The 15,999-nt window shown below is 33.5% G+C and carries 14 protein-coding genes; 10 read left to right on the top strand and 4 right to left on the bottom strand.

Annotation, left to right across the window (positions count from 1 at the left end; translation table 11 throughout):
• Positions 1–341 precede the first annotated feature (341 nt).
• Both HMPREF3058_RS02595 and HMPREF3058_RS02590 read left to right on the top strand, forming a co-directional pair.
• Positions 342–1,502: an aminotransferase class I/II-fold pyridoxal phosphate-dependent enzyme gene (locus HMPREF3058_RS02595; RefSeq protein ID WP_002489222.1), complete on the top strand. Its 1,161-nt coding sequence runs from the start codon at positions 342–344 to the stop codon at positions 1,500–1,502.
• Positions 1,503–1,514: 12 nt separating this feature from the next.
• Positions 1,515–2,513 (top strand): D-lactate dehydrogenase, encoded by a 999-nt coding sequence (locus HMPREF3058_RS02590; protein ID WP_002491109.1) that lies wholly within the window; start codon positions 1,515–1,517, stop codon positions 2,511–2,513.
• A 53-nt stretch (positions 2,514–2,566) separates the two neighbouring features.
• Here the strand turns inward: HMPREF3058_RS02590 and copZ are convergent, their stop codons facing one another.
• From copZ to HMPREF3058_RS02575, 3 genes are all read right to left on the bottom strand, one after another.
• Entirely contained in the window at positions 2,567–2,773 is a 207-nt protein-coding gene (copZ, locus tag HMPREF3058_RS02585; RefSeq protein WP_002476992.1) for a copper chaperone CopZ, read from the bottom strand.
• Between the two features lie 131 nt (positions 2,774–2,904).
• A complete protein-coding gene (locus HMPREF3058_RS02580; RefSeq protein WP_002491036.1) occupies positions 2,905–5,289 on the bottom strand; it encodes a heavy metal translocating P-type ATPase in 2,385 nt (794 codons plus the stop codon).
• A 238-nt stretch (positions 5,290–5,527) separates the two neighbouring features.
• Entirely contained in the window at positions 5,528–5,734 is a 207-nt protein-coding gene (locus HMPREF3058_RS02575) for a hypothetical protein (RefSeq protein ID WP_002447074.1), read from the bottom strand.
• Between the two features lie 202 nt (positions 5,735–5,936).
• Between HMPREF3058_RS02575 and HMPREF3058_RS02570 the strand changes: the two genes are divergently transcribed.
• The 7 genes from HMPREF3058_RS02570 (at position 5,937) to HMPREF3058_RS02540 (ending at position 13,050) form a co-directional block, all read left to right on the top strand.
• Positions 5,937–6,806: an SDR family oxidoreductase gene (locus tag HMPREF3058_RS02570; protein ID WP_002458235.1), complete on the top strand. Its 870-nt coding sequence runs from the start codon at positions 5,937–5,939 to the stop codon at positions 6,804–6,806.
• Positions 6,807–7,310: 504 nt separating this feature from the next.
• Positions 7,311–8,855 carry an L-glutamate gamma-semialdehyde dehydrogenase gene (pruA, locus tag HMPREF3058_RS02565; RefSeq protein ID WP_002491124.1) on the top strand — a complete coding sequence of 515 codons (1,545 nt, stop codon included), beginning with the start codon at positions 7,311–7,313 and terminating at the stop codon, positions 8,853–8,855.
• Between the two features lie 300 nt (positions 8,856–9,155).
• Entirely contained in the window at positions 9,156–9,383 is a 228-nt protein-coding gene (locus tag HMPREF3058_RS02560; RefSeq protein WP_002476996.1) for a FeoA family protein, read from the top strand.
• Between the two features lie 5 nt (positions 9,384–9,388).
• Positions 9,389–11,383 (top strand): ferrous iron transport protein B, encoded by a 1,995-nt coding sequence (feoB, locus tag HMPREF3058_RS02555; protein WP_002491054.1) that lies wholly within the window; start codon positions 9,389–9,391, stop codon positions 11,381–11,383.
• Positions 11,384–11,397: 14 nt separating this feature from the next.
• On the top strand, positions 11,398–11,580 hold the full coding sequence (locus tag HMPREF3058_RS02550; protein ID WP_002491100.1) for a FeoB-associated Cys-rich membrane protein: 183 nt from the start codon (positions 11,398–11,400) through the stop codon (positions 11,578–11,580).
• A 181-nt stretch (positions 11,581–11,761) separates the two neighbouring features.
• Complete coding sequence (locus HMPREF3058_RS02545; protein ID WP_002491026.1) at positions 11,762–12,226, top strand: hypothetical protein; 465 nt, start codon at positions 11,762–11,764, stop codon at positions 12,224–12,226.
• 305 nt (positions 12,227–12,531) lie between these two features.
• Positions 12,532–13,050: a methylated-DNA--[protein]-cysteine S-methyltransferase gene (locus HMPREF3058_RS02540; RefSeq protein ID WP_002458230.1), complete on the top strand. Its 519-nt coding sequence runs from the start codon at positions 12,532–12,534 to the stop codon at positions 13,048–13,050.
• A 253-nt stretch (positions 13,051–13,303) separates the two neighbouring features.
• Here the strand turns inward: HMPREF3058_RS02540 and HMPREF3058_RS02535 are convergent, their stop codons facing one another.
• Positions 13,304–14,470: a hydroxymethylglutaryl-CoA synthase gene (locus tag HMPREF3058_RS02535; RefSeq protein ID WP_002491027.1), complete on the bottom strand. Its 1,167-nt coding sequence runs from the start codon at positions 14,468–14,470 to the stop codon at positions 13,304–13,306.
• A 244-nt stretch (positions 14,471–14,714) separates the two neighbouring features.
• Here HMPREF3058_RS02535 and HMPREF3058_RS02530 point away from each other — a divergent pair, with 244 nt between their 5' ends.
• The gene (locus HMPREF3058_RS02530; RefSeq protein WP_001832354.1) at positions 14,715–15,992 is read left to right on the top strand and encodes a hydroxymethylglutaryl-CoA reductase, degradative; all 1,278 of its coding nucleotides are present in this window, start codon (positions 14,715–14,717) and stop codon (positions 15,990–15,992) included.
• Positions 15,993–15,999: the final 7 nt, after the last annotated feature.

The raw sequence follows: 15,999 nt of genomic DNA, 5'->3' as shown, positions 1-15,999 counted from the left end.
AGCCAAGCTGCTTCATATAATTATATTCACTAATTATATATGATTAATCATATACTGATATTTAAAGCATTAAACTAACATTCTATGATGTTGTTTAATGCTTTTTTAATTTCTAATAAGTTTTAAAATTGCTGTGTACCAAATGATGAAATTTACAAAAAATGGAATGTAATATTAAGCTTTTTAACGACGATACATTTTTTGATATGGTTCACTAGTGCTTTTTCAGGATGCTTCAGTAGTTTATCAGATATAATTATGTTTTTTATTTCAGAAAATTCTAACTATTGTTATAATATAAAGTACTTACTAATTAGATTATTTTAATGAGGAGGCATAGCATGGAAATGTCAGAAAGGCTAGCTTCAATTCCTGATAGTTACTTTGGCAAAACAATGGGCCAAAAAGTTGAACATGGTCCTTTACCACTTATAAATATGGCAGTTGGAATTCCAGATGGAGAAACGCCAAAAGGTATTATCAATCATTTTTCAGAGGCGCTATGTATTCCAGAAAATCAAAAGTATGGTCCATTCCACGGCAAAGATGCCTTTAAACAAGCGATTGTTAACTTCTATCAAAGACATTACGATGTTGAATTAGACAAAGAAGATGAAGTTTGTATTTTATATGGGACTAAAAATGGTCTAGTTGCATTACCTACTTGTGTTGTTAATCCTGGTGAAATCGTACTTTTACCAGATCCGGGATATACAGATTATTTAGCGGGGGTCATGTTAGCTGATGCTAAGCCACTCCCTTTAAAATTGTCGCCACCAAATTATTTGCCGAATTGGAATACTATAAATGCTAAAGTTCTTGAGAAGACTAAGCTAATTTATTTAACATATCCTAATAATCCTACCGGTTCGACAGCCACACAAGATGTTTTTGATGAAGCAATTCATCGCTTTAAAGGTACTCAAACAAAGATAGTTCATGACTTTGCATATAGTGCTTTTGGATTTGACGCCAAAAATCCAAGCATATTAGCTTCTAATAATGCAAAAGATGTTGCTATCGAGATATTCTCTTTATCTAAGGGCTATAATATGTCAGGCTTTCGTGTTGGTTTTGCTGTTGGGAATAAAAAAATGATTCAAGCGTTAAAGAAATATCAAACTCATACAAATGCAGGTATGTTTGGAGCGCTTCAAGATGCTGCTACATACGCACTCAATCATTATGATGAATTTTTAGAAAAGCAAAATGAAATATTTAGACGTAGACGTGATAATTTTGAATCACAACTACAACGTGCACATTTACCGTTTGTTCACTCTAAGGGAGGTATTTACATTTGGTTACATACACCTCCGGGTTATGATAGTGAAGCATTCGAACAGTTGTTATTAAAAGAAAAGTCAATTTTAGTTGCACCTGGTAAACCATTTGGTGAAAATGGTAATCAATATGTGAGGGTTTCATTGGCGCTCGATGATAAACAATTAGAAGAAGCGGCGAATCGCTTAGCACAGTTACGGTATTTGTATGAAAGATAAAGGAGTTATAAAATGACTAAAATTAAATTAATGGGTGTCAGAGAAGAAGATGAACCTTACATTGAAATGTGGTCACAACAACATGAAGTGGAGGTAGAGATGTCGAAAGAACAGTTAACTGAAGACAATGTCCAATCTATTGAAGGATTTGATGGACTATCACTGTCTCAAACATTACCATTATCAGAAACAATTTATAATAAATTAAATCAACTTGGAATTCGGCAGATTGCTCAACGAAGTGCTGGATTTGATGGTTATGATTTAGAGTTAGCATCTAAATATGGTCTTATTATATCTAATGTGCCTTCCTATTCACCTCGAAGCATTGCTGAATTTACCGTGACTCAAGCCATCAATATTGTACGTCACTTTAATCATGTTCAAAGAAAAATGAGATTGCATGATTTTAGATGGGAGGCATCAATTTTATCTCAATCTATCAAAGATTTAAAGGTAGCGGTTATTGGCACGGGACATATTGGTGGCATTGTTGCACAAATATTCTCAGAAGGATATCTATGTGACGTTGTAGCGTATGATCCATTTCCAAGTGAACATGTGAAACCTTACGTTACCTATAAACAAAGTATAAATGAGGCTATTCAAGATGCAGATATCGTCACAATACATATGCCGTCAACACAGTATAACAACTACCTGTTTAATGAAAATATGTTTCAAATGTTTAAAAAGGGTGCTGTGTTTGTAAATTGTGCTAGAGGATCCTTAGTAGATACCAAGGCTTTGTTATCTGCAATAAATCAAGGTCAAATTAAAGGTGCGGCACTTGATACTTATGAATATGAGGTTGGCGTATATACGACAGATAGAAGTGAAGACGGTTTGAATGACCCACTTTTAGAGGAATTAATTACTAGAGAAGATATTATTGTTACACCTCACATAGCATTTTATACTGAAGCGGCAATTAAACATCTGATTTTTGATGCTTTAGATGCAACAATGGAAGTATTAAATACTGGCACGACACAGTTAAGAGTAAATTAAAAAGCATAAAGGGTAGCGAGAAGCATTCCCTTTATGCTTTTTAACATTAGCGATTATTTAACATCATAACCTTGTTCTTCAATTGCTTCTTTCATATTGTCAAATGTAACTTTTGAATCATTATACTCAACGCGTACATGATTTTCATCTAAATTTACTTCAGCACTTGATACGCCATTTAGTTTAGCTAGTGCCGATTCTACGGCGTTTCTACAATGTTCGCAACTCATACCTTCAACTTTTATGATTTTTTGTGTCATCATTATCACTCCTTTTTACTCCACATATTACATACTATCATAAAGCTCAAATGTAAATTTTTAAAGCTTTCTGTATAAATTGTTTAGAAAGTAAATCATTTTGTAAGATATTTATCATCATTATATATATACTATAGTTTCATTTTTTTCAGTCTTAAGGCATTCGTAACTACGCTAACAGAACTTAATGCCATAGCAGCACCAGCAATCCAAGGTGCTAATAAACCACAAGCAGCTATTGGGATGCCAGCTACGTTATATCCAAATGCCCAAAATAAATTTTGTCGAATATTTTTAATCGTAGCTTTACTTGCTTTGATAGCTTTTGGAACTAATAGCAAGTCACCACCAAGAATCGTAATATCTGCAGCTTCAATCGCTACCTCAGCTCCAGTGCCTATAGCCATTCCAATATCGGCTTTTACAAGTGCAGGCGCATCATTAATTCCATCGCCGACCATGGCAACCTGTTTACCTTTGTCTTGTAATAAAGAGATTTGATGTGCCTTTTCTTCGGGCAATACTTCTGCAATGACATGTTCAATGCCAACTTGTTTTGCGATGGTTTGAGCTGTTCGATTGTTATCACCAGTCAGCATAACCACGTCGATATTCATATTTCTAAGCTCTTTTATAGCTTGTTTAGCATCATTTTTTACTGTATCAGCTACAGCAATGATTCCATTAATTTGATTATCCACGGCAATCATCATTGCCGTTTGACCTAAATATTCATAGTGATTTAATTGCTCATTTAATTTATTACTAATAGATATATTGTAATCATTCATTAATTTGCGATTGCCTACAAGGATTTGTTGTTGATGAATCGTAGCTTTAATGCCATGTCCGGGAACTGATTTAAAAGTGTCATTATCAAGTAAATTAAGACCTTTATTTTTAGCATAAGTAACAATGGCATCAGCAAGAGGGTGTTCTGAAGCATTTTCAGCACTTGCTAAAAGTTGTAATGTATCATTGTCACCAACATAATCAGTTACTACAGGTTGCCCATTAGTAATTGTACCTGTTTTATCTAGCACGATTGTATCAACATAATGTGTGCGTTCTACAAATTGGCCTCCTTTGAATAATATGCCATTTTCTGCAGCGCGTCCCGTACCCACCATAATAGATGTAGGTGTTGCTAAACCAAGTGCACAGGGACAAGCAATAACTAAAACAGATATTGCTGAAACAAGTGCAGGTTCAAATTGTCCAGGGTGAACGAATATAATCCATATGATAAAAGTAATAACCGCAATGCTAACCACAATCGGAACAAAATATCCAGAAATAATATCAGCTAAGCGTTGAATCGGTGCTTTAGAACTTTGAGCATCCTCAACCACTTTAATTATATGTGATAATGCAGTATCACCACCTACTTGAGTTGCTTCAATCATGATTGAACCATTTTTATTCATGGTAGATCCAATCACTGAATCGCCACTACTTTTTTCAACAGGTATAGACTCACCAGTTAGCATGGATTCGTCTATGGAAGTATCTCCTTTAGTGACTTTGCCATCTACAGGTATCTTTTCGCCGGGTTTAATTAGTAAAGTATCTCCGACTTTAACTTTATCAAGTGGAAGCATAATTTCTTTATTTTCTTTAATTACACGTGCTTCTTTTGCTTGTAAATTTAACAATTCGCTTAATGCATTGGTAGTCTGTGATTTGGCACGTGCTTCTAAATATTTACCAAGAAGAATTAACGTAATTAAAATAGCACTTGTTTCAAAATACAAATGTGGGTGATGTGTTTGATGTGTGAGCCACATCATCATTTCGTAAATGCTATAAAAATATGCGGCACTGGTACCAACAGCAACCAATACATCCATGTTAGCTGAACCATTTCGCAAATTTTTATACGCGCCAACGTAAAATTGCCAACCAATAATAAATTGGACAGGTGTTGAAAGAATTAATTGTACCCAAGGATTGACCAAAATGGATGGAATGGAAATTGGTGAAATATGCACCACCATTACTAGTAATAGTGGCAATGATAAAATAGCTGAAATGATTAATTTATTGCGTTTATGTTTTAACTCTTGTTTTTTACGATTTGATTGCGCTTTTGATGAAGTTTTAGTTTCAGCATCGTATCCAATATTTTGAATACGTTTAATTAATGCTTCCGTGTTCGTAGCACTAGGGTAATATTTGATGTGTGCTTGTTCGGTAGTTAAATTTACTGTTGCCTGTTGTACACCTTGCGTTTGATTCAGAACCTTTTCTATACGATTAGAACATGCAGCACATGTCATACCATTTATATTTAATTCTACTTGCTCAACAGCAACATCATAGCCGAGACTTTGAATTTGCTCTACAAAATCTTCGAGATGATAATCGTCAGACTCATAGTCGATAGTTGCTTTCTCAGTAGTCAGATTCACTTTAGCTTGAACATGATTCATACGATTCAATTTCTTTTCAATGCGATTTGAGCACGCAGCACATGTCATACCAATAATATCCAAAGTCAACGTTGTATTCGCCATCTAAATGCCTCCATTTCACATCTAATATACCCCCTATAGGTATACAAGTCAACTGCTTAGCTCTTATATATTATGGGATAGTATTATGTGTTACCTTTAAGAAAAATTAATCAATAAATCTATATAGGTATAAATAATTAATGGATAAAAATAACAAAATACATCGTTTAATTTATTAATAGGAAACAATGCATAACATCATGTTTTTATCTTTTTCTCAATTAGTATTGCATAAGTGTTAGAAAAAGTCAGAAGGATTTAGGTTTTCAAAATTAATATTATGATAATTATTGAAATGGTCAATTTTGATATCTTCAATCATTTTTCCACTTTTGATTTGTTCGAAATAATGATTTGCACAATGTATAACATCGTATTCATTGAACGTTTTGATTAAGCCGATGATTATTAATGATAATATAATTCCCTTAAGTATTTTTCTCATAGGATACAACTCCTTTATTGAATTATATATGAGTGTACATTTTTTTATGATGATAAACATGCGTCTATAGAATGGATATTGACTCATTCCTTAGTTTGATTAAGCAATAGCATATTAGATTTTCTAATATAATTGCTGTACGTGTTTGATGATAAAACCTTATGGGAATTTAAATGTAAAACATAAATTGAGGTGATGAGAAGTGAATTTATTAAAATTTCACAACAAAATCAAAGGATATACTCAAAATAGACAACCTGGTATTGAAGCGGATATGGAACCTAAACCCATTGCAGAATTAGAAGAATATAAAGCAGCAGGAAAGTTAGAAAATAAAGTTGCTCTAATAACAGGAGGAGATTCAGGTATTGGACGTGCGATAGCAATACTATACGCTAAAGAAGGGGCAAATGTTGCTATTGGTTATTATGACGAACATCAAGATGCCAAAGACACTGTTAATCGACTTCAAGAAATTGGTGTAAAAGCTAAAGCTTATGCCCATGACTTAAAAGATGAAAAGCAATCTCAAAAGTTAATCAAAGACGTCATAAATGACTTCGGTGGTTTAAATATATTAGTAAATAATGGTGGCGTACAATTTCCACGCGATCATTTTGAAGATATCACTCCACAACAAGTGAAAGAAAGTTTTATGACGAATATTTTTGGCATGATGTTTTTATCCCAGGCAGCAGTACCTTACCTATCTGAAGGAGATACAATTATTAACACTACAAGTGTAACAGCATATAGAGGATCGGGACATCTCATTGATTATTCAGCTACAAAAGGTGCCATAGTATCGTTTACTCGTTCTCTTGCTACTACTTTAATGGAAAAGGGAATTCGGGTTAACGCCGTTGCGCCCGGCCCAATCTATTCACCTTTAATTCCTGCGACATTTGATGAAGAGAAAGTAGAACATCAAGGTGGCGAAACGCCGATGGGCCGTCGTGGACAACCAGCAGAACTTGCACCTTCTTATGTCTTCTTAGCAACACATGCAGATAGTTCCTATATTACTGGTCAAGTCATTCATGTTAATGGTGGCGATTTTATCACATCTTAACAAAATTAATAGCACTACTTGGAGCTGATGTTTGGCATTCTAAGTAGTGCTAAATCTTTAAGAGAAGATTAGTTGAAATTAAACGACTTTATAGATGTAATATGACGAGGAGATGGGTGAAAAGAATATCATTTTGATAGACTTTATTCTATTAGATGTCTATACAATAATCGAATAAATGTTTATGTGTATTGAAAGTGAACATAAGAATAAGTCTATGTAGCGATTAATTAAAAAAATCTTCCATGAAAAGTATAAGTTAAATGAGATGTCTAAACATAGGTAATGTTTAAAACTGTAAATTTATTTATAGAAAACGAAAATTATACGGTTTGAAAAGTCACTCATTTTAAAATGAAAGCGTTTGCAAATATGTGAGCTTACATAGTAAAATAAGACAAAGGTTATGGCGAAGAAAAATCTTTAAAATAAAAGAAGATGAAAAGTCATACCTTTATGCACAAAGGATGGTAGAAAAGATAAATTCATAGGGGGTAATTAAGAATGGTAGTACCTTTCAAAAATGAACCTGGTATTGATTTTTCAGTACAGGCAAATGTTGAGCGTTTTAATGAAGAATTAAGGAAAGTAAAAGCGCAACTAGGACAAGACATACCACTTGTGATTAACGGAGAAAAACTTACTAAAACTGATACTTTTAGTTCAGTGAATCCTGCGAATACATCACAACTCATTGCGAAAGTGTCTAAAGCAACGCAAGATGATGTTGAAAAAGCCTTCGAATCAGCAAATCATGCGTATCAATCATGGAAGAAGTGGTCGCATAAGGACCGTGCAGAACTATTGTTACGTGTAGCAGCAATTATCCGTCGTCGAAAAGAGGAAATTTCCGCTATTATGGTTTATGAAGCTGGCAAGCCTTGGGATGAAGCAGTTGGAGATGCGGCTGAGGGTATCGATTTTATAGAATATTATGCAAGATCAATGATGGAACTTGCAAATGGTAAACCAGTATTAGATAGAGAAGGTGAACATAATCGTTATTTTTATAAACCTATTGGTACAGGCGTGACAATTCCACCATGGAATTTTCCATTTGCAATTATGGCTGGGACAACTTTAGCCCCTGTTGTTGCAGGTAATACTGTATTATTAAAGCCTGCTGAGGATACAGTTTTGACTGCTTATAAATTAATGGAAATATTAGAAGAAGCAGGTTTACCACAAGGTGTTGTAAATTTTGTTCCTGGTGATCCAAAAGAAATTGGAGATTATTTAGTCGACCATAAAAATACACATTTTGTCACATTTACAGGATCCCGAGCTACAGGCACACGTATTTATGAACGTAGTGCTGTAGTGCAAGAAGGACAACAGTTTTTAAAACGTGTTATTGCAGAGATGGGTGGCAAAGATGCGATAGTTGTAGATAATGATGTAGATACAGATTTAGCAGCTGAAGCAATTGTTACATCTGCTTTTGGTTTCTCTGGTCAAAAATGCTCTGCGTGTTCTCGTGCCATAGTCCATCAAGATGTACATGATGAAATATTGGAAAAAGCAATTCAATTAACTCAAAAATTAACTTTAGGTAATACTGAACAGAACACATTTATGGGGCCGGTAATTAATCAAAAACAATTTGATAAAATTAAAAATTATATTGAAATTGGTAAAAAAGAAGGCAAGCTAGAGACTGGTGGCGGAACAGATGATTCTACCGGTTATTTCGTTGAACCAACTATTTTTTCCGGACTACAATCTGCGGATCGTATCATGCAAGAAGAAATTTTTGGACCAGTCGTAGGATTTATTAAGGTCAAGGATTTTGATGAGGCTATCGAAGTAGCAAATGATACTGACTATGGTTTGACAGGCGCCGTAATTACTAATCATCGTGAACATTGGATTAAGGCTGTGAATGAATTTGATGTAGGTAACCTTTACTTGAATAGAGGCTGTACAGCAGCAGTAGTGGGTTATCATCCATTTGGTGGATTCAAGATGTCTGGTACAGATGCTAAAACAGGAAGTCCAGATTACTTACTTAATTTCTTAGAACAAAAAGTTGTTTCCGAAATGTTTTAATTTATATATAACATGTCGTTGTAATGTGCGTGAATGAGGCAAGATGACTTATAACCACTTTACAACGACTTTTTAGTTTAGAAAGGAAATGATTATTGCAATTGATAGAAGGATGTTTAGTCATATATTAAAAATAATATTTTCATCAATATTAACTATATGAATAAACGCTTAAAATAATATATTGTTCATAAAAAAGACACACATTCTGTTAATTGGTTATTGTAAAAAAGTAGTTTAAAGCATATTCTGTTGTTAAATGATAATGATAATGATTATTAATTAGAAAGTGTGAACAATATGATTAGTGTAAACAATGGAGTAAAAAATAAAAAATATAGAGTGAAGCATATAGGGATTTCAAATAAAAATATGTTGTATCGTTTAGGGGCATTAGGCTTAAATATTGGAAGTGAAATTAGCATCAAACAGAAATGTTTACTCAACGGTCCTAGCGTTGTTGAAGTAAATGGTCAACATTTAAGTTTACGACAACGTGATGCACGACTCATAACATTAGAGGAGTAGTTATAATGACTCAAAGTTACTGTATTCTTGGAAACCCTAATGTAGGCAAAACATCATTATTTAATGCGTTAACCGGTTCTTACGAATATATAGGTAACTGGAGTGGCGTAACCGTTGAAAAGAAAGTAGGAAAATTGAAAGATAATGTAGGTGATTTAGTTGATTTACCAGGCATTTATGATTTATCGCCTATTTCTAAAGATGAGACGGTTGTCACAGATTATTTAATGTCAACATCATTCACAGGAATGATTAACATTATTGACGCATGTCAGCTTAAAAGAAATCTTAATCTTACTATACAGTTGATGGAGCTCAACAAACCTATGATTATTGGTTTAAATATGATAGATGTTGCAACACAAAGAGGTATTAAAATTAACTATCAGGCATTGATGAAAAAATTAAAAGTACCGGTATTTCCAATTGTTGCAAGAAAGGCAAAGGGGACACATAATCTTTTAGGAGAGCTTAATTATTTAGAACCACATCAACGTCGCGCATTTAAGATTAATTATGGAACTGAAATTGAAACTGCGATTGAACAAATTTGTTCAATTATCAAACAAGATAACATGTATCCAACAGAACGTTTACGTTTTATAGCCATACAGTATTTAATAGACAATGTTCAAATTTATCAAGAACTTGATGCCATAACTTTAGAACAGTTAGAACCCATTAAGCGAGGGTTGAGTAACGCGACAGAACAATCAACACGACAAAGAATTGAAGCTGTACGAAATGATTACATTAATCAGCTATTGGAAGATATCGTAGAATATCCCGAAGAGGATAAACAATTTTTCACTTCAAAAGTGGATCGATTATTATTAAATAGATATCTAGGTATACCTATATTTTTAGGCATTATGTGGCTTATTTTTCAAACAACCTTTACATGGATAGGAACACCATTATCTGATCAATTAGACGCTTTTATAAGTGGTCCTTTATCAGAATGGATTAAATCTGTTATGAATACATTACATATTACGTCGTTTCTTCAAGATCTTATTACAGATGGAATTATCGCTGGTGTGGGTTCTGTATTGGTATTTGTACCACAAATTGTTGTGTTATTCTTCTTTATTTCTTTATTAGAAGATTCAGGTTATATGGCAAGAATAGCTGTATTAATGGATAAAACAATGGAATCTATAGGTTTAAGTGGAAAATCATTTATTCCTATGATTATTGGATTTGGATGTAATGTACCAAGTATTATGGCAGCAAGAAGTATAGAGAATGAGAAAGAACGTTTGATTACAATATTGGTTGCACCCTTCATGTCATGTTCAGCACGTTTACCGGTTTATGCACTTTTTGTAGGAGCGTTCTTTTCAGCACATCAATCACTAGTTGTATTAAGCTTATATATTTTAGGTATAGTTGTCGCTTTACTAGTAAGTACGTTATTGAATAAATTGATATTAAAAGATAACCAGTCTGTTTTTATTGTGGAGTTACCGACATACCGTGTTCCATCATTTAAAACACTTTGGCGCAGTACTTGGGAAAAAGCAAAAGGTTTTGTCAAAAAAGCAGGTACCTTTATTTTTGGTGGTTCAGTCGTTATTTGGACACTCACATACATCGGTCCGCACGGTGTTAATGTACCAATTAATCAAAGTTTTATGCATATGATTGGTCAAGGGTTTGCGAATTTAATTGCACCTTTAGGATTTGGCTCATGGCAGGCAGGAGCGACTTTAATACCTGGCTTTCTTGCTAAAGAAGTGATTATCAGTTCTATGGCTATTTTATACTCTTCTAGCGAAAGTGGTTTAACACAAGTCATTCAACAGCAATTCACCCCACTCTCAGCTTATGCATTCATGATTTTTATTTTACTTTACGTTCCTTGTATCTCAACAGTCGCAACGATTCGTAAAGAGACAAGTTCTTGGAAATGGACATTATTAGCGGTTGTTTATCCAATAGTAACAGCATATATATTAACGTTCATATTCTATCAAATTAGTCAATTATTTATATAAAGGATGAATTCGTCATGTTTATTTTAGTCAATATAATATTGTTCATAGCGATTTTTGGTTATACAGCAATGACATTAGTAAAATTCTTTAAACGTTCAAAAGAAGGTGATTGTGGTGGGTGTAAATCTAATTGCAAATGCGATACGAATCCTTCACCTCATAAAAATAAATTAAATATTCCACATATTAAGTCATAGATAATTACAATAACAAACCTCTTTCATTCGGAAATGTATTTACGAATGAAAGGGGTTATTTGTATTGATAAAATTTTGACATGTTACCTCCGTACAATAATGATTAAAAGTTTTAAAAAGTGATATACTACATGTAAAATGTATGTATATAAGTCAATTACTAATTGGGAGGAATAAATGTATGAAGGGTAGCAAAAAATTAAATGAATTACTAGAAGATAATCATAAGAAACTAAAAAAATTATTTAAGTATGATCATAAAAAGGCATTGGCGTTTACACCAGAGGATAGAAAAAAAGTTAAGGATAAGTTTGGTGTCTATGTGATTTTCGATGAGGAAAAACCAGTGTTTGTAGGTCAAACTGGAGGATATTCATCCACACATCAACCTATTAATAGTGATTTGTATACAAAATTAGGACAATACAATTCACATTCAGAAACAGGTACGACTAAATTTAGAAAAACTTTTGCTCAAAATAAAGACTTAAATCAAAACCATTTAAAAGACATTACTGCAGATAATTACGGCTTCACTTTCCAATATATAAAAGTAAAAGACGAACCTGCGTTCATTAATGTTTTAGAAATTCTAGCATTAGAATATGCAAAAAATAAGGGGTATGAACTTTATAATTTTCAATAAATACAATGACATCTAATCAAAAGGTTGATTTGGACTTTAAATTCTAAATCTTGACGAGTCTGGAACGTAAAACAAAGTTCCAGACTTTCTTAAAGTATGGACTGTCAATAATTGACTTAATAAATAGATAATGAACATTTTTCAATTTTAGTTATTGTTGTTGGTGTATCATATTCTATTCTAGTGTTTATCCAATTTCATAAATATAGCAATGATCCATATTATAAAATGATGTTCAGGATAGAATGCGTTAGTTTATAAGGATATGACTAGAATGATATACACACTTAAGGAGTTGGTGAAATATGTATCAGTCAATGTATGACTCGCCCGTCGGCTTATTGCAATTAATTACAAACGATGGCATCTCGTTGTCACATGTCTTATATCCCAATCAACATTTGAAAGGAATTAAAACAAAGGATACTTTAGATATTTTTAAAGATACTAAAGCATGGTTAAGAGAGTATTTTAAAGGGAATTATCCTGAGATAAAAGTACCGTTAGCACCAAAAGGCACTGATTTTCAACAGAAGGTATGGAATGAACTTCAGACAATTCGTTATAGAGAACTTAAAACATATGGAGAGATTGCTAAAACAGTAGGTCGAGCAATGAATAAACCAGCAATGTCTGCTCAGGCTGTAGGAGGTGCTGTTGGGAGTAATCCTATTTCTATACTTATACCATGTCATCGAGTGGTTGGTAAGGATGGAAATTTAACAGGATATGGAGGTACTTTAGATAACAAAATAAAATTATTAAAATTGGAAGAAATAGATATGACACATTTATATAGACCTAAAAAAACAACGAAACCTTGAGATACGTCATCATATAGAATTGCTTTATTTATTTTTTAATGTTGCTCTATGGATAGGGTTCGTTTTTTATCTATTAATAGTAGATAAAGAGTATATAAATAGTAGAGGTCTATAATAGATGAAATTGTATTATCGTGGGATTAAAAAAGCCCCTAAAAACAGCTATATGACGTTGTTTTTAGGGGTAAGTATGAACAGCAAGTTTGATTATTTCATTTTAAAAAATTAAAAGAGCAAAAGAATTGAGTTTAGATTATTCTGCTATATGGTATTCGCGAATATTGTTATCAAGAGATTTTAAATAGAAAATGTCACGATCTTCATTTGATTTTTCAAGTTCATGATTCAATTCTAAGTGATCGAAGCGCTCAAAGAAATGTTCATATTCATCAACAGAAACCTCTATTCTATTATTTAATAAAGATTTGTGGCGCTCAACATCTAATTGCTCCTTGAATCCATCTACTAATGTTCCACTAAAGAACTCTCCTACAGAACCAGAGCCATAACTAAAGAGACCAATCGTTTGTCCGCCTTTTAAATCACGTGTTTCTAATAAAGAGATGAGACTCAAATATAAGGACCCTGTGTAAATATTACCGACATAACGATTATAATCAACTGCATCTTGGTAACTTGAGTTAAGACGGTCTTGTGTAGTTTCATCGGCATGATTAATAATAGAATCTAGCGCTTTTTGTCCCATTTTAGTGAATGGTACATGGAAACATAGTGAAGCGAAATCAGCGAGTGTTTTATTATGGCGGCGTGCATATTCATTCCAACTTTCTTGGAATGACTTGATATAGGCATCTTTGGACAATGCACCAGCAACTAAGGGATATCGATGACCCGTTGGACGCCAGAAATCATAAACATCTTCAGTATATGCTACGGCATCATCATTAAGTTTTAAAATACTTGGGTTATGTGAAATCATTATTGCAACTGCACCGGCACCTTGAGTAGGTTCACCACCAGAATGAATACCATAACGAGCTGTGTCACTAGCAATGACAAGCACCTTTTCATTAGGGCGTTGAGCAAGATAATCTTTGGCAAGTTGGATTGCAGGTGTTGCTGCATAACAAGCCTCTTTCATTTCAAAGCATCTTGCAAAGGGTTGAATACCTAAAAGATGGTGAATTTGAACGGATGCTGCTTTGGCATTATCAATCGCAGACTCAGTTGCTACTATAACCATACCAATATTCTTTCTATCTTCTTCTGTTATAATATCTTTAGCAGCATTGGCTCCCATAGATACGATATCTTGGTTCACTGGGCTCACAGCCATTTCAGTTTGACCGATTCCAATTAAAAATTTATTAGGATCGACTTGGCGCGCTTCTGCAAGTTTAGCCATGTCTACATAATATTTGGGTACATAAAAACTTATTTTATCTATACCTATATTCATAAGGTGTGACATCCTTTCTTTTTTAGAAGTAGCACTAGTATCATACCAAAGAAAATTCGTTTTATACAATGAAATATAACAGACATGACCAGGAATATATAATAATTTTGTAAGCGCTTTACAACGATTGTAAAAAGTTTAGAATTATTTTTGTGCAAGACAATGTTGGCAGTTGATATTTAAAGAGAAGTATAAATGATTACATCACTACATTAATATAAAGATATTTTAAAGGAGTATATGAATGAAAAGTTTAGATAAAGGATTTAGACATTTAACACGAAAAGATAAATTAAAAGAACTTGTTGAATACGGTTGGCTAGAGGATGAAAACTATGAAATATTACTTAATTATCCGTTAATTAATGAGGAAGTCGCTAACAGTTTAATTGAAAATGTCATTGGTCAAGGTGCACTACCAGTAGGATTATTACCTCAAATTATAGTTGATGGTAAAGAATATGTAGTACCTATGATGGTAGAGGAACCGTCAGTCGTAGCAGCAGCAAGTTATGGTGCAAAACTCGTTAATCAAAGTGGAGGATTTAAGACGATTTCAAGTGAACGTCTAATGATTGGACAAATTGTCTTTGATGATGTAGATGACACAGGCTCATTAGCTAACTCAATATATCAAATTGAATCACAAATTCATCAAATTGCTGATGAGGCTTACCCTTCTATTAAAGCAAGAGGTGGAGGATATCAACGTATTGAAATAGATACATTTCCTGATCAACAATTATTATCTTTAAAGGTTTTTGTTGATACTAAAGATGCTATGGGTGCCAATATGTTAAATACGATATTAGAAGCAATCACTGCACATCTTAAAGTTAAATTTTCAAATCAAAATGTTTTAATGAGTATTTTATCTAATCATGCGACAGCATCAGTAGTAAAAGTACAAGGAGAAATAGATATTGAAGATTTACATAGAGGAGAGAGAAGTGGCGAAGTGGTAGCGCAACGTATGGAACGAGCGTCAGTTCTTGCACAAGTAGATATACATCGTGCTGCAACACATAACAAAGGTGTGATGAATGGTATACATGCTGTAGTATTGGCTACAGGCAATGATACAAGAGGAGTTGAGGCAAGTGCTCATGCATATGCAAGCAAAGATGGTCATTATAGAGGGATAGCTACTTGGGAATATGATCGCTCACGTAATAAATTGGTTGGAACTATTGAAGTTCCTATGACTTTAGCTACAGTAGGTGGAGGTACGAAAGTTTTACCTATTGCTAAAGCCTCTTTAGATTTGCTCAATGTTGAAAATGCACAGGAACTAGGGCAAGTTGTTGCTGCTGTTGGATTAGCACAAAATTTCTCCGCATGTAGAGCGCTAGTGTCTGAGGGGATACAACAAGGACATATGAGTTTACAATATAAATCATTAGCGATTGTTGTAGGTGCAAAAGGTGAAGAAATTGCGCAAGTAGCTGAAGCGCTCAAATATGAATCACAAGCTAATACTGCTAAAGCTCAAGAAATCTTGATGAATATAAGAGAATCATAATTAAAAA

The sequence above is a fragment of the Staphylococcus sp. HMSC068G11 genome (assembly GCF_001815825.1).
Classification (GTDB): Bacteria; Bacillota; Bacilli; order Staphylococcales; family Staphylococcaceae; genus Staphylococcus; species Staphylococcus epidermidis.
This window is presented reverse-complemented; position numbering and strand designations above follow the sequence as displayed.

Bases quoted from the DNA above. Each gene is read 5' to 3' on its own strand.
- HMPREF3058_RS02595 (WP_002489222.1), top strand. From the start codon at position 342: ATGGAAATGTCAGAAAGGCTAGCTTCAATTCCTGATAGTTACTTTGGC.
- HMPREF3058_RS02590 (WP_002491109.1), top strand. From the start codon at position 1,515: ATGACTAAAATTAAATTAATGGGTGTCAGAGAAGAAGATGAACCTTAC.
- copZ (WP_002476992.1), bottom strand. From the start codon at position 2,773: ATGACACAAAAAATCATAAAAGTTGAAGGTATGAGTTGCGAACATTGT.
- HMPREF3058_RS02580 (WP_002491036.1), bottom strand. From the start codon at position 5,289: ATGGCGAATACAACGTTGACTTTGGATATTATTGGTATGACATGTGCT.
- HMPREF3058_RS02575 (WP_002447074.1), bottom strand. From the start codon at position 5,734: ATGAGAAAAATACTTAAGGGAATTATATTATCATTAATAATCATCGGC.
- pruA (WP_002491124.1), top strand. From the start codon at position 7,311: ATGGTAGTACCTTTCAAAAATGAACCTGGTATTGATTTTTCAGTACAG.
- HMPREF3058_RS02560 (WP_002476996.1), top strand. From the start codon at position 9,156: ATGATTAGTGTAAACAATGGAGTAAAAAATAAAAAATATAGAGTGAAG.
- feoB (WP_002491054.1), top strand. From the start codon at position 9,389: ATGACTCAAAGTTACTGTATTCTTGGAAACCCTAATGTAGGCAAAACA.
- HMPREF3058_RS02550 (WP_002491100.1), top strand. From the start codon at position 11,398: ATGTTTATTTTAGTCAATATAATATTGTTCATAGCGATTTTTGGTTAT.
- HMPREF3058_RS02545 (WP_002491026.1), top strand. From the start codon at position 11,762: ATGAAGGGTAGCAAAAAATTAAATGAATTACTAGAAGATAATCATAAG.
- HMPREF3058_RS02540 (WP_002458230.1), top strand. From the start codon at position 12,532: ATGTATCAGTCAATGTATGACTCGCCCGTCGGCTTATTGCAATTAATT.
- HMPREF3058_RS02535 (WP_002491027.1), bottom strand. From the start codon at position 14,470: ATGAATATAGGTATAGATAAAATAAGTTTTTATGTACCCAAATATTAT.
- HMPREF3058_RS02530 (WP_001832354.1), top strand. From the start codon at position 14,715: ATGAAAAGTTTAGATAAAGGATTTAGACATTTAACACGAAAAGATAAA.